The organism is Streptomyces sp. LaPpAH-108 (assembly GCF_000373625.1).
Classification (GTDB): Bacteria; Actinomycetota; Actinomycetes; order Streptomycetales; family Streptomycetaceae; genus Streptomyces.
The window spans coordinates 23,464-45,022 of the sequence record NZ_KB892000.1 but is presented as its reverse complement, the minus strand read 5'-3'; the positions used below and the strand labels follow the sequence as shown (position 1 = coordinate 45,022).

Genomic DNA, 21,559 nt, shown 5'->3' with positions numbered 1-21,559 from the left:
CTCAACGGAGGGCCCTTCGGGCCCACGCCTATGTCCGCCACTTCAGCCGCCTCCCACAACCTGTCCCCGGCCTTTCCCGGCCGTGCCCCCTGGGGCACCGCCAGCAAGCTGCGTGCCTGGCAGCAGGGGGCGATGGACAAGTACATCCAGGAGCAGCCGCGTGACTTCCTCGCCGTCGCCACCCCCGGCGCCGGCAAGACGACCTTCGCGCTGACGCTGGCCTCCTGGCTGCTGCACCACCATGTCGTGCAGCAGGTGACCGTCGTCGCGCCGACCGAGCACCTGAAGAAGCAGTGGGCGGAGGCCGCGGCCCGGATAGGGATCAAGCTGGACCCGGAGTACAGCGCGGGCCCCGTCGGCAAGGACTACCACGGCGTCGCCGTGACGTACGCCGGTGTCGGGGTGCGCCCCATGCTGCACCGCAACCGCTCCGAGCAGCGCAAGACGCTGGTGATCCTGGACGAGATCCACCACGCCGGTGACTCCAAGTCCTGGGGCGAGGCGTGCCTGGAGGCGTTCGAGCCCGCGACCCGGCGGCTCGCCCTGACCGGTACGCCGTTCCGCTCGGACACCAACCCGATCCCCTTCGTGACGTACGAGGAGGGCAACGACGGCATCCGGCGCTCGGCCGCCGACTACACCTACGGCTACGGCAACGCGCTCGCGGACCATGTCGTCCGCCCCGTGATCTTCCTCAGCTACAGCGGCCAGATGCGCTGGCGCACCAAGGCGGGCGACGAGATCGCGGCCCGGCTCGGCGAGCCGATGACCAAGGACGCGGTCAGCCAGGCGTGGCGCACCGCGCTCGATCCGCGCGGTGAGTGGATGCCGAGCGTGCTGCAGGCCGCCGACAAGCGGCTGACCGAGGTCAGGAAGGCCATCCCGGACGCCGGTGCGCTGGTCATCGCCTCCGACCAGGAGTCCGCCCGCGCCTACGCCAAGCTCATCCGCGAGATCACCGGCAGCAAGGCCACGCTGGTCCTGTCGGACGACACCGGCGCCTCGAAGCGGATCGACGACTTCAGCGCGAGCGACGACCGGTGGATGGTCGCGGTGCGCATGGTGTCCGAGGGGGTCGACGTGCCGCGGCTCGCGGTGGGGGTGTACGCGACGACGATCTCGACGCCGCTGTTCTTCGCGCAGGCCGTCGGGCGTTTCGTACGGTCCCGGCGGCGCGGGGAGACCGCGTCCGTGTTCCTGCCGACCGTGCCCGATCTGCTGACCTTCGCCAACGAGATGGAGAAGGAGCGGGACCACGCCCTCGACAAGCCGAAGAAGCAGGGCGAGGAGGATCCGTACGCCGAGTCCGAGAAGGAGATGGACGAGGCGAACAAGCAGCAGGACGAGGACACCGGGGAGCAGGAGCAGTTCTCCTTCGAGGCGCTGGAGTCCGAGGCGGTCTTCGACCGGGTGCTGTACGACGGTGCCGAGTTCGGTATGCAGGCGCATCCGGGGAGCGAGGAGGAGCAGGACTACCTCGGTATCCCGGGGCTTCTCGAGCCGGAGCAGGTGCAGCTGCTGCTCCAGAAGCGGCAGGCCCGGCAGATCGCGCACAGCCGGAAGAAGCCGGACGCGGAGGCGGATCTGCTGGAGCTGCCTGCCGAGCGGCGGCCCGTGGTCAGCCACAAGGAGATGATGGAGCTCCGTAAGAAGCTGAACACGATGGTGAGCGCGTATGTGCACCAGAGTGGCAAGCCGCACGGGGTGATCCATACCGAGCTGCGGCGGGTGTGCGGGGGGCCGCCGAGTGCGGAGGCCACGGCGGGGCAGCTGAGGCAGCGGATCGAGAAGGTGCAGGAGTGGGCTACGCGGATGAGGTGACGCTCCGCTGGGTTCAGCCGAACTCGCCCACCCGCCCACCCGTCTCGGTCACCTGACAAGCGACCCTCACGGGGCTCTGCCCCGGACCCCGTTGGTCCGGCTCGTGCTGCTCCCGCCTCGGACCCCGTTGGCTCCGTCTCACCTCCGGCCCTGGACCCCGTGGGGCCCCTGTCTCGGTCAGCTGGCAAGTGGGCCTCGCGGGGCTCCGCACCGGACTCCCGCTGGGCCCGTCTCGTCTCGCTCCCGCCCCGCCCCCGTAGGGCCCGTCCAAGTCCCCTGCCGCCCCCGCTCCCGGCCGCTCCGCCTCCCGTACCCGGGCAAACCCCCCACCCCCCGCCCGGATTGTGGACGAAGGCTTCCGCTGAGCGAACCCGCTTCGCTACTGTCCCGCTACGCATACGCCCCGTGGCAGTGCCGCCGCGGAGCGCAGCCGTGAAAGCGACAGGGTCCGGAGCCGCCGGGCCGTCCTGCCGATCGGCGCCCTCGTAGCGCGTCGCCGACGGGATCCGCCCGGCGCCGGTCGCCGTGCGGAGGCGTCGACCTCACCGCCGAAGGAGTGGGCGTCGTGACCGCGGAGACCTCCCAGACGCTCGACCGTGGACTGCGCGTCCTCAAGCTGCTGGCCGACACGGACCACGGGCTGACCGTCACCGAGCTGTCCACCCGGCTGGGAGTGAACCGGACGGTGGTGTACCGCCTGCTCGCCACGCTCGAACAGCACGCCCTGGTACGGCGCGACCTCGGCGGCCGGGCCCGGGTCGGGCTCGGGGTGCTGCGTCTCGGCCGCCAGGTGCACCCGCTCGTACGGGAGGCCGCGCTGCCCGCGCTGCGCTCGCTGGCCGAGGACATCGGGGCGACGGCCCATCTGACCCTGGTGGACGGCACGGAGGCGCTGGCCGTCGCCGTGGTGGAGCCCACCTGGACCGACTACCACGTCGCCTACCGCGCGGGCTTCCGCCACTCCCTGGACCGAGGCGCCGCAGGCAAGGCCATCCTCGCCGCCCGCCACTCCCGCGCCGCCGACCCCGGCTACACCCTCACCCACGGCGAACTCGAAGCGGGCGCCAGCGGCGCGGCGGCTCCCCTGGTCGGCGTCACCGGCCTGGAAGGCAGCGTCGGCGTCGTCATGCTCACCGACGCCATCCCCGACCGCGTCGGCCCCCGCGTCCTGGAAGCGGCCCAGGAAATCTCCGAGGCGCTGCGCTGACGCGGGTCGCGCCGCGCGGTTCGACCTGTGGCGTCCGGGGCCCTGTCCGCCTGCCAGACGTACTGAGCGCCCCGGACGCGCGTCACCTGATCCAGTCCGCCTGCCCGGCAGGTGTGTGCGCAGCGTCCCGGATTCACGCGCCGGTTCCAGCCTCCCGCACGTCCTTCGCTCCGGCCTGCCGGTCCAGGGGCCCTGCGGCCCGGTAGGTGGCCGAGCTGTGCCGACTTCCACCCCCGGGTCCGGGTGCTCTTGCGGCGTGCGTCCGGCGTCGTTCGTCCCGGTGTCCCGCCGCCCGGCAGATCCGCCGAGCGGCCTCGGCCGCCGCGCCCGCGCCCCGCCCCGCCCCGCCCCCGTTCCGTCATCCGCTTCGGGTCTCCCCGCTCCACCCCCGGCGGGGCGCCGCGTTAGATTGTGGGCGTGTTTTCTCGTCTCTCGCGTTTTCAGGCCGTTGCCGTGTGTGCGGTGCCCGTGGTCGGGCTGATGGTCACGGTGGCTGTCGTGCCGTTGCCGTTCGCGGTGGCGCAGCCGGGGATGACGGCGGATGTGCTGGGGGAGAACCGGGGGACGCCGGTGATCACGGTGTCGGGGGCGCCGGTCAGGAAGACCAGTGGTGAGCTGCGGATGACCACCATCGAGGCGACCGCGCCGAACGCGCACGTCTCGCTGGGGGACGTCGTGGACAACTGGTTCCGGACCGATCGTGCCGTCATGCCGTACGGCTCCGTCTACCCGACCGGCAACACCCTCAAGGAGATCGAGAAGCACAACTCCGCGCAGATGCAGGAGTCGCAGAACGCGGCCACCGACGCCGCGCTGAACTATCTGCACCTGGACGCCAGCCGCGTGAAGGTCGACCTGCGGCTCGCCAACGTCGGCGGACCCAGCGCCGGACTGCTCTTCACACTCGGCATCGTGGACAAGCTGGACGGTGACGGGAGCGGCGGGGATCTGACCGGGGGCCGTACCGTCGCGGGCACCGGCACCATCGACGCGGACGGGAAGGTCGGCGCGGTCGGCGGGGTGCCGTTGAAGACGCGGGCCGCGCAGCGCGACGGGGCCACCGTCTTCCTGGTGCCGAAGGCCGAGTGCGCGGACGCCAAGGCGGAGCTGCCCAAGGGGCTGCGGCTCGTCCCGGTCACCGACCTGAAGGGTGCTGTGAACTCCCTGGTCGCCCTGGAGAAGGGCACCGGGAAGATCCCCAGCTGCTAGCCAGGGGTTTCCCCCGCCGCCTGCTCCACCAGCGGAATGATCCGCAGCGGCACCGGCGTCTCCATCACGATCGTCGTCGACGCCCGCTCGATCCCCTCGAACCCCACCACCCGGTCGATCACCCGCTGCAGATCGGCGTTGGAGCGGGCGACCAGGCGGCACAGCATGTCGCCGGTGCCCGTCGTGGTCAGCAGCTCCAGGACCTCGGGCACGCCCGCGAGGTGGGCCCGTACATCCGGCCCCCGGCCCTGGCGGATCTGGAGCGTCGCGAAAGCCGTGACCGGGTAGCCGAGGGCCGCCGGGTCCACCTGGGGGCCGAAGCCGCGGATCACCCCGCTCGCCCGCAGCCGGTCCAGACGCGCCTGCGCCGTACCCCGGGCCACCCCGAGACGGCGGGACATCTCCAGCACACCGATGCGCGGCTCCTCGGCGAGCAGCACGATGATCCGGCCGTCCAGCTGATCGATCGCCACGGCACCTCCCCGGATGGTCATCCTGTACAGAAAGTCCGCCGGTACGGCCGTACGGCTGAACAGACTGCCCAGTCAATACGCGAACTATTGCGCACCTTGCGGAGCGGAGCCACTCTTCGGCTATGACGCAGACCACAGACCACACTCCCGACACCGCCCGGCAGGCCGACCCCTTCCCGGTCAAGGGAATGGACGCGGTCGTCTTCGCCGTGGGCAACGCCAAGCAGGCCGCGCACTACTACTCCACCGCCTTCGGCATGACCCTGGTCGCCTACTCCGGACCGGAGAACGGCAGCCGGGAGACCGCGAGTTACGTCCTGGAGAACGGCTCCGCCCGCTTCGTGCTCACCTCGGTCATCAAGCCCAGCACCCCGTGGGGCGAGTTCCTGGCCCAGCACGTCGCCGAGCACGGGGACGGCGTCGTCGACCTCGCCATCGAGGTCCCGGACGCCCGCGCCGCCTTCGCCTACGCCGTCGAGCACGGCGCCCGCCCGCTGGCCGAGCCGTACGAGGTGAAGGACGAGCACGGCACCGTCGTCCTGGCCGCCATCGCGACGTACGGCGAGACCCGCCACACCCTGGTCGAGCGCACCGGCTACGACGGCCCGTACCTGCCCGGGTACACCGCCGCCGAGCCCATCGTCGCGCCGCCCGCCCAGCGCACCTTCCAGGCCGTGGACCACTGCGTCGGCAACGTCGAACTCGGCCGTATGAACGAGTGGGTGGAGTTCTACAACAAGGTCATGGGCTTCACGAACATGAAGGAGTTCGTGGGCGACGACATCGCCACCGAGTACAGCGCGCTGATGTCCAAGGTGGTCGCGGACGGCACCCTCAAGGTCAAGTTCCCGATCAACGAGCCCGCCGTCGGCAAGCGGAAGTCCCAGATCGACGAGTACCTGGAGTTCTACGGCGGCGCGGGCGTCCAGCACATCGCGCTGAACACCAACGACATCGTGCGCACCGTCCGCACCATGCGCGAGGCCGGAGTCCAGTTCCTCGACACCCCGGACTCCTACTACGACACCCTCGGCGAGTGGGTCGGTGACACCCGCGTGCCGATCGAGACCCTGCGCGAGCTGAAGATCCTCGCCGACCGCGACGAGGACGGCTATCTGCTGCAGATCTTCACCAAGCCGGTCCAGGACAAGCCGACCGTCTTCTTCGAACTCATCGAGCGGCACGGCTCGATGGGCTTCGGCAAGGGCAACTTCAAGGCCCTGTTCGAGGCGATCGAGCGGGAGCAGGCCAAGCGCGGGAACCTGTAGGTGAGTTGGGGGCCGACTTCAGCGGTCGGCCCCCTCTTCGACGTTTCCGCCCAGCTGTCTACAGCGCGTCCTCCGGCAGCGTCCCGTCCTCCGGATCCCCCAGCCCCGCCACCGCCTCCCGCGCCTCGGGCGCCCACACCGGCGAGAAGTACGGGTTCACAAGCAGCGCGTCCGAGAGCTGCCGCCGCGCGGGACCGACATGGCCCAACTCCCGCTCGATCATGCCCCGGTGGAAGGCATGCAGCGCGCTGCGCACCCCGCCGCCCTTGGCCTTGTCGGTCGCGATGACGGCGTACTTCAGCGCCTCCTCCTCGTCGCCCGCCAGGTGCAGCGCCCAGCCGAGCGCGTCGGCCACCTCGATGCCGGGCTGGCGCTTCCACTCCGCGCGCAGCCGGGTCACCGCCTCGTCCGGGTCACCGTGGTCCGCCTCCAGGCGGCCGAGCAGCAACTCCTCGTCGACCCCGCCGGAGGCGGCCCGCGCGGCCAGCGTCCGCACCCGCGCGTACTGCTTCTCGGCGTCCTGCGTGCGGCCCAGCGACTCGTACAACTCGCCCAGTTCCAGGGCGGTTCGAGGGTCCGGCTGTTGGGTCAGCGCCTGGTCGTACGCCGTCAGCGCCTGGTCGGTGCGGCCCAGCGCGGCCAGCGTCCGCGCCCGGCCCGTCGCCGCCGCGCCCTGCGCCGGGTCGAGCTTCAGCGCCGCCTCGAAGTGCCGCAGCGCGTCGTCCCGGTCGCCCCGCTCCCAGGCCAGCTGCCCGACCCCGGCCAGCCAGGCCGCCTGCTCGGCGGGCGTACCGGCAGCCGCCGCCGCGTCCGTCAGCTGGGCCACCGCGTCCTCGCGCCAGCCCCGGTCCCGGTAGACGGCCGCCGCCCGCGCCATCACGGCGGGCCGCTCGGCCGGTCCCGTGCGCAGCGCCATCAGCTTGTCGAGGGTGGCCCGGGCCTTCGTGTAGTCACCGAGCCCGTTGTACGCGTCGATCAGCGGCGGATACGCCGACCAGCTCTTCGGCGTCAGCTTCAGCGCCTGCTCGCCGTACCGCTTCGCCGCGGGGAAGTCCCGGCGCGCGTTGGCCAGCGCCGTGAGCGCGCCCAGCGCCTCCGCGTTGCCCGTGGCCTTCGCCTGGAGCGAGCTGGTCAGCGCCCGCTCGGCCTTCGGGAAGTCCGCCGCGTCGGCCGTCTGCCGCCCGCGCGTCACATACGCCGCGCCCAGCGCCGCCCAGGCCCGCGCGTCGGTGGGCCGCTGCCGCACCGCGCTCTCCTGGCGGGCGATCAGCTCCGTCAGCTGGGGCAGCGCGGCGGGCAGCCCGGTGGTGACCGCCGTCAGCGCCATCGCGCGCGGGCCCGGTGCCGGGGCCGGGGGCCGTCGCTCGGGGGGCCGGGGACCGGTGGGCGGCAGGGCGAGGACCGCGCCCGCCGCCGCCCCGCTCACCAGCGCGACGGCCAGCAGCCGCCGGGGCCAGCGCCGGGGACGGCGTGGCGTGGACTCGGCCACCAGGGACGTACCGGGCCCGGCCGGTCCGTACTGTCGCTTCTCCATGCGGCAACTGTGCGTCAATATGACAAGCGCATCCGGGTGGCTCAAGGGCGGCGCGTGCGGGGTTCACACCGATGGCCCCGAGTGCGACGCTCGGATCATGAGCCGTATCGAAGCGCCCCGCGACGACGAGACCGTGACCGCGAGCAGCCTCGTCGACCGGCTGCTCGCGGGACTGCCCGCCGAGGCCGTGCTGACCGACCCCGAGGTCACCGTCTCCTACGCCCACGACATGGCGAGCTTCTGCCCGGCCGGGACACCCGCCGTCGTCGTCCTGCCCCGGACCGTCGAACAGGTCCAGCACGTCATGCGCACCGCCACCGAGCTGCGCGTGCCCGTCGTCCCGCAGGGGGCGCGCACCGGTCTGTCCGGCGCGGCCAACGCCTCCGAGGGCTGCGTCGTGCTGTCCCTCACCAAGATGGACCGCATCCTGGAGATCAACCCCGTGGACCGGGTCGCCGTCGTGGAGCCCGGCGTCGTCAACGCCACGCTCTCCCGCGCGGTCGGCGAACACGGCCTGTACTACCCGCCGGACCCCTCCAGCTGGGAGACCTGCACCATCGGCGGCAACATCGGCACCGCCTCGGGCGGGCTGTGCTGCGTCAAGTACGGGGTCACCGCCGAGTACGTCCTCGGGCTCGAGGTCGTCCTCGCCGACGGGCGCCTCATGTCCACCGGGCGCCGCACCGCCAAGGGCGTCGCCGGATACGACCTCACCCGGCTGTTCGTCGGCTCCGAGGGCTCGCTCGGCATCGTCGTCCGGGCCGTGCTCGGCCTGCGCCCCAAGCCGCCCCAACAGCTCGTGCTGGCCGCCGAGTTCGCCTCGGCGGCCGACGCCTGCGACGCGGTGTGCCGGATCATGGCCGGAGGGCATGTGCCGTCCCTCCTGGAGCTGATGGACCGTACGACCGTCAAGGCGGTCAACGACTTCGCCCGGATGGGCCTGCCCGAGACCACCGAGGCGCTGCTGCTCGCCGCCTTCGACACCCCGGACCCGGCCGCCGACCTCGCCGCCCTCGGCGCGCTGTGCGCGGAGGCGGGCGCCACCCAGGTGGTGCCCGCCGAGGACGCCGCCGAGTCCGAACTCCTCCTCCAGGCCCGGCGGCTCTCGCTGACCGCGCTGGAGGCGGTCAAGGGCACGACGATGATCGACGACGTGTGCGTGCCCCGCTCCCGGCTCGGCGAGATGCTGGCCGGGGTCGAGCGGATCGCCGCCACATACGACCTCACCATCGGGCTCTGCGCGCACGCGGGCGACGGCAACACCCACCCCACCGTCTGCTTCGACGCCCGCGACCCCGACGAGTCGCGCCGCGCCCGCGAGTCCTTCGACGAGATCATGGCGCTCGGGCTCGAACTCGGCGGCACCATCACCGGGGAGCACGGGGTGGGGGTGCTGAAGAAGGAGTGGCTGGCGCGGGAGATCGGGCCCGTCGGGGTCGAGATGCAGCGCGCGGTGAAGCGGGTCTTCGACCCGCTCGGCATCCTCAACCCCGGCAAGCTCTTCTGAACACCCGTCGGGTGCCCGGCCGTTCACCTGGCGAGCAACTGGTCGAGCGCGGCGTCGATGCCCAGTTGCTCCGCCTCGGCACCCGGCGCCACCGCGCGCAGGGTCCGCTCCAGCCACGCCGAGACCTGCGGCGTCGGCGCCTCCAACAGGGCGTCGCCGTCGGGCGAGCTGAGCGCCATCAGCACGACACTGCGGCCGTTCACCTTCGTCGGCCACACCCGCACGTCACCGTGCCCGCACGGCCGGAAGACGCCCTCCACCAGCAGCTCGCGGGCGAACGTCCAGTTGACGGGGAAGTCGGAGTTGATGTGGAACGTGATGTGGATCGCGTAGGGGTCGTCCGAGCGGTAGCTCAGCCGGGCCGGGACGGGGATGCTCCGCTCGGGCGAAAGGATGAGCTTGAGCTCCAGTTCCCGCTCCACCACCGTGTGCTCCATGACCTGCGTTTCCTCTCTTCACCGGGGCCTCCTGGGCGGGCCCACGGGAAGGGAGAGGGGGAAGGGGCCCGGGCATTACGCGGGTTCGGGAAAGTTTTTTTCCGGGTTTCTCGCGGGCCCCGCCGGTGCGTCCTCCGTACGGTCGCCGCTACCCCATCGGTACGTCGCGCAGGGGTCCGGCATCGCCCGGAAAGGGTGGGTCCGGCCGGACTGGCGGTGCCGGATGCCCGGGTCTGATAGATGTGGGGGTTCCTATCCCACCTCCGAGCAGATACGGGACGGACATGAGCGCCCCTACGCCGGCCCACGGTGACGACAGGCCCCGCGAGGGCTACTACCCGGACCCGTCCATCCCCGGTTACGTCCGCTACTGGAACGGCGCGGCCTGGATGCCCGGCACCAGCCGCCCCGCCCCCGCCGACGGCGAACCGCTCACCCCGCCCCCGGGCACCCGCCCCGCCACCCCCGCGGTGGTCGAGGAGACGGGCCCCCACTTCTTCGACGAGGAACCCCCTACGGGGAGCCCGGCCTGGGACACGTCCGCGTCCCCGGCGGACACGTTCTTGAGCCGCCGGCCTACGCCGGGACCAAGTGCTCCGCCGGTTCAGCAGGGGGGTTCGGGTTCTGCTGCGCAGGGCGTGGGTGCGGTGGGGGGTGCCGGGTTCGGTGCGGTCCCGTTCGGGCACGGCGCGGGTTCGGATGCGGGGGGTGCTCAGGGGCACGGGGCCGGTGCGGCGGGCCGCGCGCCGGGTTCGGCTGCCCACCCCGGTGCGGGGGGCTCGGGGTTCGGCGGCGGTGCGCAGGGCGCGGACGGCTCCGGGTTCGGGGCGCAGGGGCCCGTAGGGGCTTCCCCTCAGGGGGGTGCGGGTGTTCCGGGTGCGCGGGGTGAGGGTGTTCCCGTCGCCTCCGGCGGCCAGTTCGCCGCCCAGGGGGCCGGAGGCTGGGGGACGCCCGGGGCGGGCGGCGGCGTGGACGGTCAGGGCGCGGGCGGCCCCGGCGCCCAGGGGGCCGCGTCCGGCGGGATCGGCGCACAGGGCCAGGGCGGTACGGGCGCCCCGGAGGCGGGGAGTTGGGCTCCACCCGGCACCCCCGGCGGGGCAAGCGGCCCGGCAGCAGCCGGTGTCCCCGGTGCTTCCGGCGGGGTCGGCGCTCAGAGCCCGGCCGGGGTGAACAACGGCCCCGGCGGGCAGAGCCCCGCCGCAGCGTCCACCGGCTTCGGCGCTCCCGGCGCACAGGCCCCGGCCGGGACGGGAGGCCCTGGCGCAGCTGCCGGTGGCTTCGGCGGGCAGGCTTCCGCCGACGGCGGCAACCGCCTGGGCACGCAGGGTCAGGGCGGTACGGGTGGCCCGGGGGCGGGGAGTTGGGCTCCGTCCGGCACCCCTGGCGGCGCAAGCGACCCCGCAGTCGGTGCCCCCAGCGGGGCGAACCGCAGCCACGCCGGGCAGAGCCCCGCCGCAGCGGCCACCGGCTTCGGCACTCCCGGTACACAGGCCCCCGCAGGGACGGGTGGCCCGGAGGCGGGGAGTTGGGCTCCGTCCGGTGCCCCGGGCGGGGCAAGCGGCCCCGCAGCCGGTGCCCCCGGCGGGGCGAACGGCCCCGGCGCTCCCGGCGTGCAGGCCCCCGCAGGGCCCGGCGCAGCCGTAGGGGGTTTTGGCGGGCAGGCGCACGCCGACGGAGGTAACCGCCCGGGTGCTCAGGCCCCCGCAGGGGCACGCGGCCCCGCCGCAGCTGCTGGTGGCTTCGGTGGGCAGGCTCCTGCCGACGGCGGTAACCGTCCTCAGGCCCCCGCAGGGTCCGGCGCAGCCGTAGGGGGTCCGGCCGACGCCGGTAACCGGCCCGGTGCGCAAAGCCCCGCAGGGACCGCCGCTCCTCGGGGGTTCGACGTCGTCGCCACTCCTGGGCCCGGTGGGCCGCTGGGTGGGTTCGGGGGAGTGGTGCCCGGGGCGCGGAGTGGGCAGGCGGGGGGCGGGCAGGCGTCGTGGGCTCAGCAGGTGCAGCAGCTGGCCGGGGGAGGGGAGGAGCAGACGGTCGCGCCGTGGAAGCCGGTGGTGGAGGACCCGTTCCTGGCGGCGGCCCGGCGGCAGGCGGCGGGGCGCCCCGCCGGGCTCGGCAAGCGGTTCGCCGCCCGGCTCATCGACAGCCTCTTCGTCGGCGCCGTCACCGCCGCCGCGGCCGTACCCCTGGGCGTCCGCGCCGTCGACCACCTCCGGCACAAGATCGAGGCGGCCCGGCTGTCCGGCCGTACCGTCACCGTCTGGCTGATCGACGGCACCACCGGCACCTACCTCGCCGTCGTCCTCGCCGTACTGATCCTCTTCGGCGTGGCCTACGAGGTGCTGCCCACCGCGAAGTGGGGCCGTACCCTCGGCAAGCGGCTGTGCGGGATCCAGGTGCGGGACATCGAGGCGCACGAGCCGCCCACGTTCGGCGCGGCCCTGCGCCGCTGGCTGGTCTACTGCGTGCCCGGACTCCTCGGCATCGGGGCGGTCGGTGTGCTGTGGGGGCTGTTCGACCGCCCCTGGCGCCAGTGCTGGCACGACAAGGCGGCGCACACCTTCGTGGCGGACTGAGGCCGCCGGACGGTACTCCGTACGGCCGCCCGCCGGGTGCGGAGCCGGGTCGTTCGCGGTCCACTCGGGCCATGAGCAGCGAACCGCCCTCCGGCTCCGGCCCGCAGCCCCCCGACGACGATCCGCTGAGGAAGCGCCCCCCGTCGGAGCAGGGGTGGGGCTCGCCGTACGACGCCCCGCACGGCGGCGGCCAGCCTCCCGCCGGGGGTCAGCAGCCCCCGCCCCCGGGCGGTGGTGAGCAACCACCCCCCGGCGGCCCCCAGCAGCCCGGCGGCAACCCCTACGGCGGTCAGGGCGGCGGCGGCCCGTACGGCGGTCAGGGCGGCCCCTACGGAGGACCCGGTGGCCCGGGAGGGCCCGGTTACCCCGCCGACCCCCTCGCCGGAATGCCCCCGCTCGCCGACAGCGGCAAGCGCACCATCGCCCGCATCCTCGACATGATCATGGTCGGTATCGTCGTCTGGCTGGTGACCTGGGCGTTCGGGGTGCACCAGTACGACGTGAACGGCCAGAACATGAACGCCGGGAAGTCGTTCGCCCAGTCGGTGATCGCCGCGATCCTCTACATCGCCTACGACACGATCCTGATCGCCAGGACCGGCCAGACGCTCGGCATGAAGTGGTTCCACATGCGCGTGGCCAACCTGGACAACGGCTCGACCCCCTCCGCGCAGACCTCCCTGGTCCGCGCGCTGGTGCTGTGGCTGCCGTTCGCCTTCTGCTGCGCCTGCATCTGGACCGCGATCTGCGGCGGCTGGAGCTACTTCGACCGCCCCTACAAGCAGGGCCTGCACGACAAGGCGGCCAAGACGGTGGTGGTCAGCACGCGGTAGCCGACGAAGGGCACAGGGCGTCGCTCACGTACGAGAGGGGCGGGCCGGGGAGAAGAGACCCCGGCGCGCCCCTCTCGTACGCGTACGACGCGGGTACGGCGCGGAGGGCGGACCGCCGTCAGGAGGCGGTCCGGTGCCGCACCGGCTCGGCCGAGGCGGCCACCGGCTCGCGCCGCGCGCTCGCCAGCCGGGTGGGCGCGGGCACGCTCTGCGGCGCGGGCTCGGGACGGGCCGCGCGCGCCCGGCGGGGGTGCGGCACGGTCATGGCCACCAGGACGCCGAGGGCGAGTGCGGCCAGGGAGATCACGGCGATCCCGGGGCCGGAACTCGTCTGTGACAGCAGCAGCATGGCGAGGGTGGAGAAGATCACGGTGCAGGAACCGTAGGCGAGCTGTGCGGCGGTCGGACGAGGCATGGCAATCGTGTCCTCGGAAGATGAATGTGGGGGTGCCAGCGGACTCTCCCCGCGTCCATGCCCGAGTCACGCGCCAGGTAAGCGTGGCCTTGCCCGGGGCGCCGGTGCACAGGGGGCGCACGGAGTCATGATCTTCGCCAACTGGGCGGATGCACGCGCCCGTTGAGGGGACGCGGCCGTCCGTAAAGCGGGCCCCCGCTTCGCATAGTGCACCTGTCCTGTACAAGTCAAGATCTGTCTTTTCTCCTAAACCTCTAGTCAAATAACGGCACTTGACTACACGCGTTGATCGTGCGCGCACGGAACCTTCCATGAACCGGAACCCTCCTGCCGTGCGCGCGGCGCGGGGGAGGAAATCAAGTGACCAGCAGATCCTGGACGTTCAGAACCACGGCGATAGGGGTAGCCCTCGCCGCGGCCTCCGCCACGTTCGTGACGTTCGCCGTCGCGGAGGCGAGCGCGGCGCCCCGGTCGGCGGCCGAGAACCGGCACGACCCGGCTCCCGTCGCCCAGCGGGAGCACGACCTCGACGGTCCGCTGAGCAAGACCCAGCAGGCCCAGCGCAGCGAGGCGCTCACCCAGCTCATCGCGGGCAAGACCAAGCTGCAGGACCGCCACGGCTCCAAGGTCGTCCAGCTCAAGAGCCGCAAGGGCGACAGCAAGTACGTCGAGCTGGGGCGCGAGAAGACCGACAAGATCTTCACGATCCTGGTGGAGTTCGGCGACAAGACCGACCCCCGGTACGGCGGCACCCCCGGGCCGCTGCACAACCAGATCGCCGCGCCGGACCGCAAGAAGGACAACTCGACGGCCTGGCAGAAGGATTACAACCAGCAGCACTACCAGGACCTCTACTTCGGCACCGGCAAGAACACCGAGTCGCTGAAGAAGTACTACGAGAAGCAGTCCTCGGGCCGCTACTCGGTCGACGGCGAGGTCACCGACTGGGTCAAGGTCCCCTACAACGAGGCCCGTTACGGCTCCAACAAGGCTTCCACCGGCGCCTGGTACGCGGTCCAGGACGGCGTCAACGCCTGGGTCGCCGACCGTGAGGCCGCCGGTGACAGTGCGGAGGAGATCCGCACCGAGCTTGCCAAGTACGACCAGTGGGACCGTTACGACTACGACGGCGACGGCAACTTCAACGAGCCCGACGGCTACATCGACCACTTCCAGATCGTGCACGCCGGTGAGGACGAGTCCGCGGGCGGCGGCGCGCAGGGCGAGGACGCCATCTGGGCGCACCGCTGGTACGCGTTCGGCACGGACGTCGGCGCGACCGGTCCGTCCGACAACAAGCTCGGCGGCACCCAGATCGGCGACACCGGCATCTGGGTCGGCGACTACACCATCCAGCCGGAGAACGGCGGACTCGGCGTCTTCGCCCACGAGTACGGCCACGACCTCGGGCTGCCGGACGAGTACGACACCGCCGGGGGCGACAACTCCACCGGTTTCTGGACCCTGATGTCCTCCGGCTCCTGGCTGGGCACCGGCAAGGAGTCCATCGGTGACCTGCCCGGCGACATGAACGCCTGGGACAAGCTCCAGCTGGGCTGGCTCACCTACGACACCGCCAAGGCGGGCGTCTCCTCCTGGCACAAGCTGGGCCTGTCCGAGTACAACACCAAGTACCGTCAGGCGCTGGTGGTTTCGCTCCCGGACAAGGAGGTCACCACCGAGGTGGTCACCCCGGCCCAGGGCGTGACCCAGTGGTGGAGCGGCAGCGGCAACGACCTCAAGAACACGCTGACCCGGTCCGTCGACCTCACCGGCACGTCCTCGGCCACGCTGAGCCTGGACGGCTGGTACGACATCGAGTCCGGCTACGACTACCTCTACACCGAGGTGTCCACCGACGGCGGGGCCAACTGGACCGCGATCAACGGCACGGCGGACGGCGCGGCCATCCCGGAGGACGGCTCCGGCAAGCCCGCGCTCACCGGTACGGTGGACGCCTACCAGAAGCTGTCGTTCCCGCTGGACGCCTACGCGGGCCAGAAGATCCAGCTGCGCTTCCGCTACCAGACGGACGGCGGGGTCGCGCTGAAGGGCTTCGCGGCCGACGAGATCGCGGTGACCGCCGACAGTTCCACCGTCTTCTCCGACAACGCCGAGTCGGCGGACGCCGGTTGGACCGCGAACGGCTTCTCCCGGATCGGGGCGTCCTTCACCAAGGACTACCAGCAGTACTACATCGCCGAGAACCGGCAGTACGTGTCGTACGACAAGACCCTCAAGGTCGGTCCGTACAACTTCGGCTTCGCCTCGAAGCCGGGCTGGGTGGAGCACTACCCGTACCAGAACGGCCTGTTGATCTGGAAGTGGGACACCTCCCAGGCGGACAACAACACCAACTCCGAGAACGGGCACCCCGGTACGGGTCTCATCCTGCCGGTCGACTCGCACCCGGCCGCGCTGAAGTGGTCCGACGGGACGCTGCTGCGCAACCGCATCCAGGCGTACGACTCGCCCTTCAGCCTCTACGGCACGGACGGGATCACGCTGCACAAGAGCGACGTCGCGACGAAGATCAAGGCGTCGAAGGGGGTGTCGGTGTTCAACGACCACACGAACACGTACTACGACCCGGCGAACCCCACCGGTGGCGTCAAGATCACTGACACCAACACCAAGATCAAGATCACCAAGGAGGCGAAGGACGGCTCGACGATCGAGCTGGAGGTCGGGCGCGCGGTGAAGTAGTCGGCATCATCGCAGGTCACGGACGTATCGGCGGCAATCCCCTGGCGGGTTGCCGCCGATCGTGTTTAGGTGCGTCCTGTGGACGGCTTATTGACACCGGACGGAACGGGGATGTGACCGCATGGCCGCAGGAGGCTTCAGCAGACTGCCGAACGGCACGGTGGTGGTGGCTTTGAACCTGCCGCACGGCTCCGCCGGGGTCCGCGTCCTGGTGCACGCCCGCAACCGCGCCCGCGCCCTGACCCGCCTCCGCAACCTCGGCCTCCGGGCGGTGTACCTCCGGGGCAACACGGCGCCCCCGACCCCGGACGAGATCACAGCGGTCCTGCACCATCCCGACGGCCTGGTCTGGCGCACGGCCCCCTTGGACGGCACGTCGGCCTCCGGCCTGTGGCGCCCGATCCGCTCCCTCCTGCGACCTGCGGCTCTGCCGGGGCGGTGAGGTCCGTCGTCGGCTGCGGGCCCGTGGTGGCCGATCGCGCAGTTCCCCGCGCCCCTGAGGTGGGACCGGTTCCGTCGGCTGTGGCAACGAGGGGCCTCCTGCTGGCCGACGTCACTGGTCCCGCCCCAAAGGGGCGCGGGGAACTGCGCGACCAGCCACCACGCACCCGCACGTGGGACAGAGTCCTCAGCCGCTGACCACCGGCTTGCCCGTCAGCTTTACTCCGGCTTCTCGCAGGGACTCCAGGGCCAGGTCCGTTGTTTCCTGGGCGACGCCGGCTGTCAGGTCCAGGAGGACGTGGGTCTGGAAGCCTTCCCTCGCCGCGTCCAGGGCGGTAGCCCGTACGCAGTGGTCCGTGGCGATGCCCACCACGTCCACCTCCTCCACGCCCCGTTCGCGGAGCCACTCGGAGAGGCCCGTGCCGTTTTCGTCGGCCCCCTCGAAGCCGCTGTACGCCGCCGAGTAGGCGCCCTTGTCGAAGACCGCGTCGACCGCGCCGGAGGCGACCGCGGGGGCGAAGTTGGGGTGGAAGCCGACGCCCTCGGTGCCGGCGACGCAGTGGGCGGGCCAGGAGTGGACGTAGTCGGGGTTGTCGGCGAAGTGGCCGCCGGGGGCGATGTGGTGGTCGCGGGTGGCCACCACGTGGCGGTAGCCGGAGCCCGCCGCCTGGCCGATCAGCTCGGTGATGGCGGCGGCCACGTCGGCGCCCCCCGCCACCGCGAGGCTGCCCCCCTCGCAGAAGTCGTTCTGCACGTCTACGACGATCAAGGCGCGGCGCATGGTGATGTCCTTCGAGTGAGGTCCAAGGAATCGAGCCTAGAGACTTCCGGGCTCCGGCGGGAGAGGGCGTGCGAAGCGGCTGCGGCGGTCCCGCTCTAGCTACCCGAGCCCAGGTGCACGTACTCCGTCGGAAGGACGGGTTCCCCCCGGGACAGCTGGGTCGCCGACAGCGGCAGGTTCGCGCGGGCCGCGCTGTGCCGGTCGCGGGCCACGTCCAGCGGCTCGCGGGCGATCACCTCGCCGCCCTTGACCAGCTCGACCAGGAGCTGCCGGTCAACGAGGTCGTCCGGCACCGGACCCGTGCCCACGACCTCGGCCTCCGCGACCCCGGAGCCGTCAAGCCGCCGCGCCGCCCACTTGCGCCCGCCGATGGAGGTCTTGCCGCCGCTGGACTTCTTCGCCACCGGCACCAGCGGCGAAGCCGGATCGGCGGACTCCGCGCGGGCGACCAGCTTGTAGACCATCGAGCAGGTCGGATGCCCGGAGCCGGTCACCAACTGCGTACCCACCCCGTACGCGTCCACAGGGGCCGCCGCGAGCGAGGCGATGGCGTACTCGTCCAGGTCCGAGGTGACGACGATCCGCGTGCTGGTCGCCCCCAGCTCGTCCAGCTGCCGCCGCACCCGGTGCGCGACCAGCAGCAGATCCCCGGAGTCGATCCGCACCGCGCCGAGATCGGTCCCGGCCACCTCCACCGCCAGACGCACCGCCTCGGCGACGTCGTAGGTGTCCACCAGCAGCGTCGTCCCCGCCCCCAGCGCGTCCACCTGGGCGCGGAAGGCGTCCCGCTCGTTGTCGTGGAGCAGGGTGAAGGCGTGCGCGGAGGTGCCGACGGTCGGGATGCCGTAGCGGAAGCCCGCCGCGAGGTCGGAGGTGGTGGCGAAGCCGCCGATGTAGGCGGCGCGGGCGGCGGCCACGGCGGCCAGCTCGTGCGTGCGCCGGGCGCCCATCTCGATCAGCGGCCGCCCGCCCGCCGCGGAGGACATCCGGGAGGCCGCCGCCGCGATGGCCGAGTCGTGGTTGAGGATCGAGAGGATCACCGTCTCCAGCAGCACGCACTCCGCGAAGCTGCCCTCGACCCGCAGCAGCGGTGAGCCCGGGAAGTAGACCTCGCCCTCCGGGTAGCCCCAGATGTCGCCCTGGAAGCGGTAGTCCGCGAGCCAGTCCAGGGTCGCCGCGTCGACGATCTCCCGCTCGCGCAGGAAATCGAGCATCCCGGCGTCGAACCGGAAGTTCGTCACCGCGTCCAGCACCCGCCCGGTGCCCGCGACGACTCCGTACCGGCGCCCGTTCGGCAGGCGCCGGGTGAAGACCTCGAACACACTGCGCCGCTCGGCCGTTCCGGCCCGCAGGGCGGCCTGCAGCATGGTCAGCTCGTACTGGTCCGTGAAGAGCGCCGTCGAGGGGACGTCGACCGGCAGCCCAAGGTCCGCTGCGTTCATGGGGAGCGATGGTACTCCCATTTCGTCAGTGTGACGATTTCTGGGGCACGTGGCAGCATTGCTGTGTGACGTCACCCGCTCCCGTAGAGATCGAACGCACCGAGTCGGCGGAAGAGGTCTTCGCCGTACCCGAGCCCGACGTCCCCTGGGTCACCATCGTGCACAACGACCCGGTCAACCTCATGAGCTATGTGACGTACGTCTTCCAGACGTACTTCGGCTATCCCAAGGACAAGGCCACCAAGCTCATGCTCGACGTCCACCACAAGGGCCGGGCGGTCGTCTCCAGCGGCAGCCGCGAGGAGATGGAACGCGACGTGCAGGCGATGCACGGCTACGGCCTGTGGGCCACCCTCCAGCAGGACCGGAAGTAACCCAGACACATGCCCGGACACTTCGAACCGCTCCCCGGCGGCGGCGCGGCCGTCGCGCTCGACGACGTCGAGATCTCCATCATCCGGTCCCTGGCCGTCCAGCTCCTGGAGCTGATCGGCCCCGGTCCCGCCGAGGACGCCTCCGCCGACCCGCTGGCCGGGCTGTTCGCCGAGGGCCCGAGCGAGCCGCCCACCGATCCGGTGCTGCGCAGGCTCTTCCCGGACGCCTACACCGACCCCGAGCGGGAGCCGGACACGGCGGCGGAGGCCGCCGAGCGCGAGGAGTACTCGGCCGAGTTCCGCCGCTACACCGAGAACGACCTGCGCGCGGGCAAGCGGGAGAACGCGCTCGCGGTGATCCGCACCCTGGACGCCCCCGCCTCGGCGGCGGCCGACGAAGGCGTGGCCGTGCTGAAGCTCTCCCCGGACGAGTCCCGGCAGTGGCTGAGCGCGCTCAACGATCTGCGGCTCGCGATCGGCGCCCGCCTGGAGATCACCGGCGAGGACGACACCGACCCGCTCTACCACCTCCCGGACCACGATCCGCGCAAACCGATGGTGCTGGCCTATCTCTGGCTCGGCGGACTCCAGGAGACGCTCGTCACCACCCTGCTGCCGTAACCCCGTTGCCGTAGTGGTTTGTAACGATCCGCCGGATGTTGTGTTCGCTCAGAGGACGCTCAAATCCGGATAACGATCGCGTCACCGTTGCGGCCTGGTTTGTGCCATTCGTGTGCTCTTTGTCCGCTTCTTCCTGTGTGGTGTGCCACAGGGCCCCTCTTTGATCATTGTTGCGGCCGTGATAAATCTTCACGACCGCCCGGCGAACACCACCCATGTTCGACCGGGTGCGCCACCGAGCCGGCGACCGCCGGCCAGGCAAGGGCGGGCTCGCAACCTGCCCAGCTCCATCATTCCGGGGGGGGGATCGAAACCCGATCCGAGGCCGCTGTACGGCCACGGATCGGCATGGAGAAAGGCGCACCACCATGGCCTCTGAGAAGGTCACCGAAGCCCCTGAGGAGGGGTACGAGCGGGGACTCGGCAGCCGCCAGGTCCAGATGATCGCCATCGGCGGCGCGATCGGCGTCGGCCTGTTCCTGGGAGCCGGGGCGAACATCGCCAAGGCCGGTCCCAGCCTGATCCTCATGTACGCCCTCGCGGGCGCGATCATCTTCTTCATCATGCGGGCCCTGGGTGAGCTGCTGCTCTACCGCCCGGTCTCCGGTTCCTTCGCCGAGTACTCGCGCGAGTTCCTGGGCCCCTTCTTCGGTTACTTCACCGGCTGGACGTACTGGCTGATGTGGGTGGTGACCGGCATGGCCGAGCTGACGGCCGCCGCGATCTACGTCGACTACTGGTTCCCGGGCGTCCCGCGGTGGGTCACCGCGCTGGTCTTCCTGGTGGTGCTGTTCGGCGTCAACCTGATCTCCGTGAAGCTCTTCGGCGAGCTGGAGTTCTGGTTCTCGATGGTCAAGGTCACGGCCCTGATCGGCATGATCGTGATCGGTCTCGGCGTGCTGACCTTCGGCTTCAGCGCCGCCGGTGACACCGCCTCCGTCTCGAACCTCTACGCGTTCGACGGCTTCTTCCCCAAGGGCATCGGCTCCTCGCTGATGACGCTCCAGGGCGTCATGTTCGCCTACCTCGCCGTCGAGCTGGTCGGTGTGACCGCGGGCGAGTCCGAGGACCCCGAGAAGACCCTCCCCAAGGCCATCAACACGCTGCCCTGGCGCATCGCCCTCTTCTACGTCGGCGCCCTGACCGTGATCCTGTGCGTGGTCAAGTGGACCGAGTTCTCGGCGGGTGTCAGCCCCTTCGTGAAGGCGTTCGCGGAGATCGGCATCCCGGCCGGTGCGGGCATCGTCAACTTCGTCGTCCTGACCGCCGCGCTCTCCTCCTGCAACTCCGGCATGTACTCCACGGGCCGCATGCTGCGCACCCTGGCGGACAGCGGCGAGGCCCCGAAGATCTTCTCCCGCCTGTCGTCCTCCAAGACCCCGGCGCTCGGCGTCACCGTCTCGGTGCTCTTCATGGGCATCGGCGTGGTCCTGAACTACGTCGTCCCGGCGAAGGCGTTCGGCTACGTCACCTCCATCGCCACCGCCGCGGGCATCTGGACCTGGCTGATGATCCTGATCAGCCACGTGCTCTACCGCCGCAAGGTCGTCGCGGGCAAGCTGCCCGCCTCGTCCTTCCCGGCGCCGGGCGGCTCGGTCTGCTCGTACATCGCGATCGCCTTCCTGCTCTTCGTCACGGGCTTGATCGCGTACGATGCCGACTCCCGCATCTGCCTGTACGTGATGGCGGTCTGGGCCGTCGCCCTCGGCATCGGCTGGTTCGTCATGAAGTCGCGTACGCCGCAGACCGGGGAGCGCGACGAACCCGCGCTGGAGAAGGTGGGCTGACCCCACCGCGCAAGACCATCCAGGACGCCCGGCCGTCGGGAGTACTCGTGGCACTCCCGCCGGCCGCCGCTCAGGGCGTCCGCCATGTGGGCCGTCCCGTACCGCACCTCGGTACGGGACGGCCCATGCTTTT

The 21,559-nt window shown here is 71.6% G+C and carries 18 protein-coding genes and 2 pseudogenes; 13 read left to right on the top strand and 7 right to left on the bottom strand.

Features of this window, described 5'->3' with window-relative positions; all coding sequences use genetic code 11:
- Positions 1 to 30: 30 nt before the first annotated feature.
- The 3 genes from B079_RS0130645 (at position 31) to B079_RS0130635 (ending at position 4,237) form a co-directional block, all read left to right on the top strand.
- Positions 31 to 1,821: a DEAD/DEAH box helicase gene (locus B079_RS0130645; protein WP_018549683.1), complete on the top strand. Its 1,791-nt coding sequence runs from the start codon at positions 31 to 33 to the stop codon at positions 1,819 to 1,821.
- A gap of 565 nt (positions 1,822 to 2,386) precedes the next feature.
- On the top strand, positions 2,387 to 3,028 hold the full coding sequence (locus B079_RS0130640; protein WP_018549682.1) for an IclR family transcriptional regulator: 642 nt from the start codon (positions 2,387 to 2,389) through the stop codon (positions 3,026 to 3,028).
- A gap of 417 nt (positions 3,029 to 3,445) precedes the next feature.
- On the top strand, positions 3,446 to 4,237 hold the full coding sequence (locus B079_RS0130635; RefSeq protein WP_026249237.1) for a S16 family serine protease: 792 nt from the start codon (positions 3,446 to 3,448) through the stop codon (positions 4,235 to 4,237).
- On the opposite strand, the gene B079_RS0130630 is transcribed toward B079_RS0130635, so the two are convergent.
- Positions 4,234 to 4,710 (bottom strand): Lrp/AsnC family transcriptional regulator, encoded by a 477-nt coding sequence (locus tag B079_RS0130630; protein ID WP_018549679.1) that lies wholly within the window; start codon positions 4,708 to 4,710, stop codon positions 4,234 to 4,236. The genes B079_RS0130635 and B079_RS0130630 overlap by 4 nt on opposite strands.
- A gap of 122 nt (positions 4,711 to 4,832) precedes the next feature.
- On the opposite strand from B079_RS0130630, the gene hppD reads away from it, so the two are divergent.
- On the top strand, positions 4,833 to 5,978 hold the full coding sequence (gene hppD, locus B079_RS0130625) for a 4-hydroxyphenylpyruvate dioxygenase (protein WP_018549678.1): 1,146 nt from the start codon (positions 4,833 to 4,835) through the stop codon (positions 5,976 to 5,978).
- Positions 5,979 to 6,036: 58 nt separating this feature from the next.
- On the opposite strand, the gene B079_RS0130620 is transcribed toward hppD, so the two are convergent.
- Positions 6,037 to 7,512, bottom strand: a complete 1,476-nt coding sequence (locus B079_RS0130620) for a tetratricopeptide repeat protein (protein ID WP_018549677.1) — start codon at positions 7,510 to 7,512, stop codon at positions 6,037 to 6,039.
- A 97-nt stretch (positions 7,513 to 7,609) separates the two neighbouring features.
- Here B079_RS0130620 and B079_RS0130615 point away from each other — a divergent pair, with 97 nt between their 5' ends.
- Positions 7,610 to 9,019, top strand: a complete 1,410-nt coding sequence (locus B079_RS0130615; protein WP_018549676.1) for an FAD-binding oxidoreductase — start codon at positions 7,610 to 7,612, stop codon at positions 9,017 to 9,019.
- A 23-nt stretch (positions 9,020 to 9,042) separates the two neighbouring features.
- Here B079_RS0130615 and B079_RS0130610 read toward each other — a convergent pair whose 3' ends face one another.
- The gene (locus B079_RS0130610; RefSeq protein WP_018549675.1) at positions 9,043 to 9,456 is read right to left on the bottom strand and encodes an SsgA family sporulation/cell division regulator; all 414 of its coding nucleotides are present in this window, start codon (positions 9,454 to 9,456) and stop codon (positions 9,043 to 9,045) included.
- A gap of 284 nt (positions 9,457 to 9,740) precedes the next feature.
- Between B079_RS0130610 and B079_RS36245 the strand changes: the two are divergent.
- A pseudogene (locus B079_RS36245) lies at positions 9,741 to 9,836 on the top strand (DUF2510 domain-containing protein); the annotation flags it as partial.
- On the opposite strand, the gene B079_RS36240 reads toward B079_RS36245, so the two are convergent.
- Entirely contained in the window at positions 9,824 to 10,015 is a 192-nt protein-coding gene (locus B079_RS36240; protein ID WP_018549674.1) for a hypothetical protein, read from the bottom strand. The pseudogene B079_RS36245 and the gene B079_RS36240 sit on opposite strands and share 13 nt — an antisense overlap.
- 1,399 nt (positions 10,016 to 11,414) lie before the next feature.
- Between B079_RS36240 and B079_RS34780 the strand changes: the two are divergent.
- A pseudogene (locus B079_RS34780) lies at positions 11,415 to 12,026 on the top strand (RDD family protein); the annotation flags it as partial.
- Positions 12,027 to 12,097: 71 nt separating this feature from the next.
- Positions 12,098 to 12,859, top strand: a complete 762-nt coding sequence (locus B079_RS34500) for an RDD family protein (RefSeq protein ID WP_078496141.1) — start codon at positions 12,098 to 12,100, stop codon at positions 12,857 to 12,859.
- A gap of 118 nt (positions 12,860 to 12,977) precedes the next feature.
- On the opposite strand, the gene B079_RS0130595 is transcribed toward B079_RS34500, so the two are convergent.
- A complete protein-coding gene (locus B079_RS0130595) occupies positions 12,978 to 13,274 on the bottom strand; it encodes a hypothetical protein (RefSeq protein WP_018549671.1) in 297 nt (98 codons plus the stop codon).
- Positions 13,275 to 13,634: 360 nt separating this feature from the next.
- On the opposite strand from B079_RS0130595, the gene B079_RS0130590 reads away from it, so the two are divergent.
- A complete protein-coding gene (locus B079_RS0130590) occupies positions 13,635 to 15,980 on the top strand; it encodes an immune inhibitor A domain-containing protein (RefSeq protein ID WP_018549670.1) in 2,346 nt (781 codons plus the stop codon).
- 121 nt (positions 15,981 to 16,101) lie between these two features.
- Positions 16,102 to 16,422 carry a hypothetical protein gene (locus B079_RS0130585; protein WP_018549669.1) on the top strand — a complete coding sequence of 107 codons (321 nt, stop codon included), beginning with the start codon at positions 16,102 to 16,104 and terminating at the stop codon, positions 16,420 to 16,422.
- A gap of 186 nt (positions 16,423 to 16,608) precedes the next feature.
- Here the strand turns inward: B079_RS0130585 and B079_RS0130580 are convergent, their stop codons facing one another.
- Together B079_RS0130580 and B079_RS0130575 are read right to left on the bottom strand one after the other, a co-directional pair.
- Complete coding sequence (locus tag B079_RS0130580) at positions 16,609 to 17,202, bottom strand: isochorismatase family protein (RefSeq protein ID WP_018549668.1); 594 nt, start codon at positions 17,200 to 17,202, stop codon at positions 16,609 to 16,611.
- A gap of 95 nt (positions 17,203 to 17,297) precedes the next feature.
- Positions 17,298 to 18,644 carry a nicotinate phosphoribosyltransferase gene (locus tag B079_RS0130575; protein WP_018549667.1) on the bottom strand — a complete coding sequence of 449 codons (1,347 nt, stop codon included), beginning with the start codon at positions 18,642 to 18,644 and terminating at the stop codon, positions 17,298 to 17,300.
- Positions 18,645 to 18,652: 8 nt separating this feature from the next.
- Between B079_RS0130575 and clpS the strand changes: the two genes are divergently transcribed.
- The 3 genes from clpS (at position 18,653) to B079_RS0130560 (ending at position 21,426) form a co-directional block, all read left to right on the top strand.
- The gene (gene clpS / locus B079_RS0130570) at positions 18,653 to 19,018 is read left to right on the top strand and encodes an ATP-dependent Clp protease adapter ClpS (protein ID WP_051095398.1); all 366 of its coding nucleotides are present in this window, start codon (positions 18,653 to 18,655) and stop codon (positions 19,016 to 19,018) included.
- Positions 19,019 to 19,027: 9 nt separating this feature from the next.
- The gene (locus B079_RS0130565) at positions 19,028 to 19,639 is read left to right on the top strand and encodes a DUF2017 domain-containing protein (RefSeq protein ID WP_018549665.1); all 612 of its coding nucleotides are present in this window, start codon (positions 19,028 to 19,030) and stop codon (positions 19,637 to 19,639) included.
- A gap of 368 nt (positions 19,640 to 20,007) precedes the next feature.
- Positions 20,008 to 21,426, top strand: coding sequence for an amino acid permease (locus B079_RS0130560; RefSeq protein WP_018549664.1), 1,419 nt, complete (start codon positions 20,008 to 20,010; stop codon positions 21,424 to 21,426).
- Positions 21,427 to 21,559 lie beyond the last annotated feature (133 nt).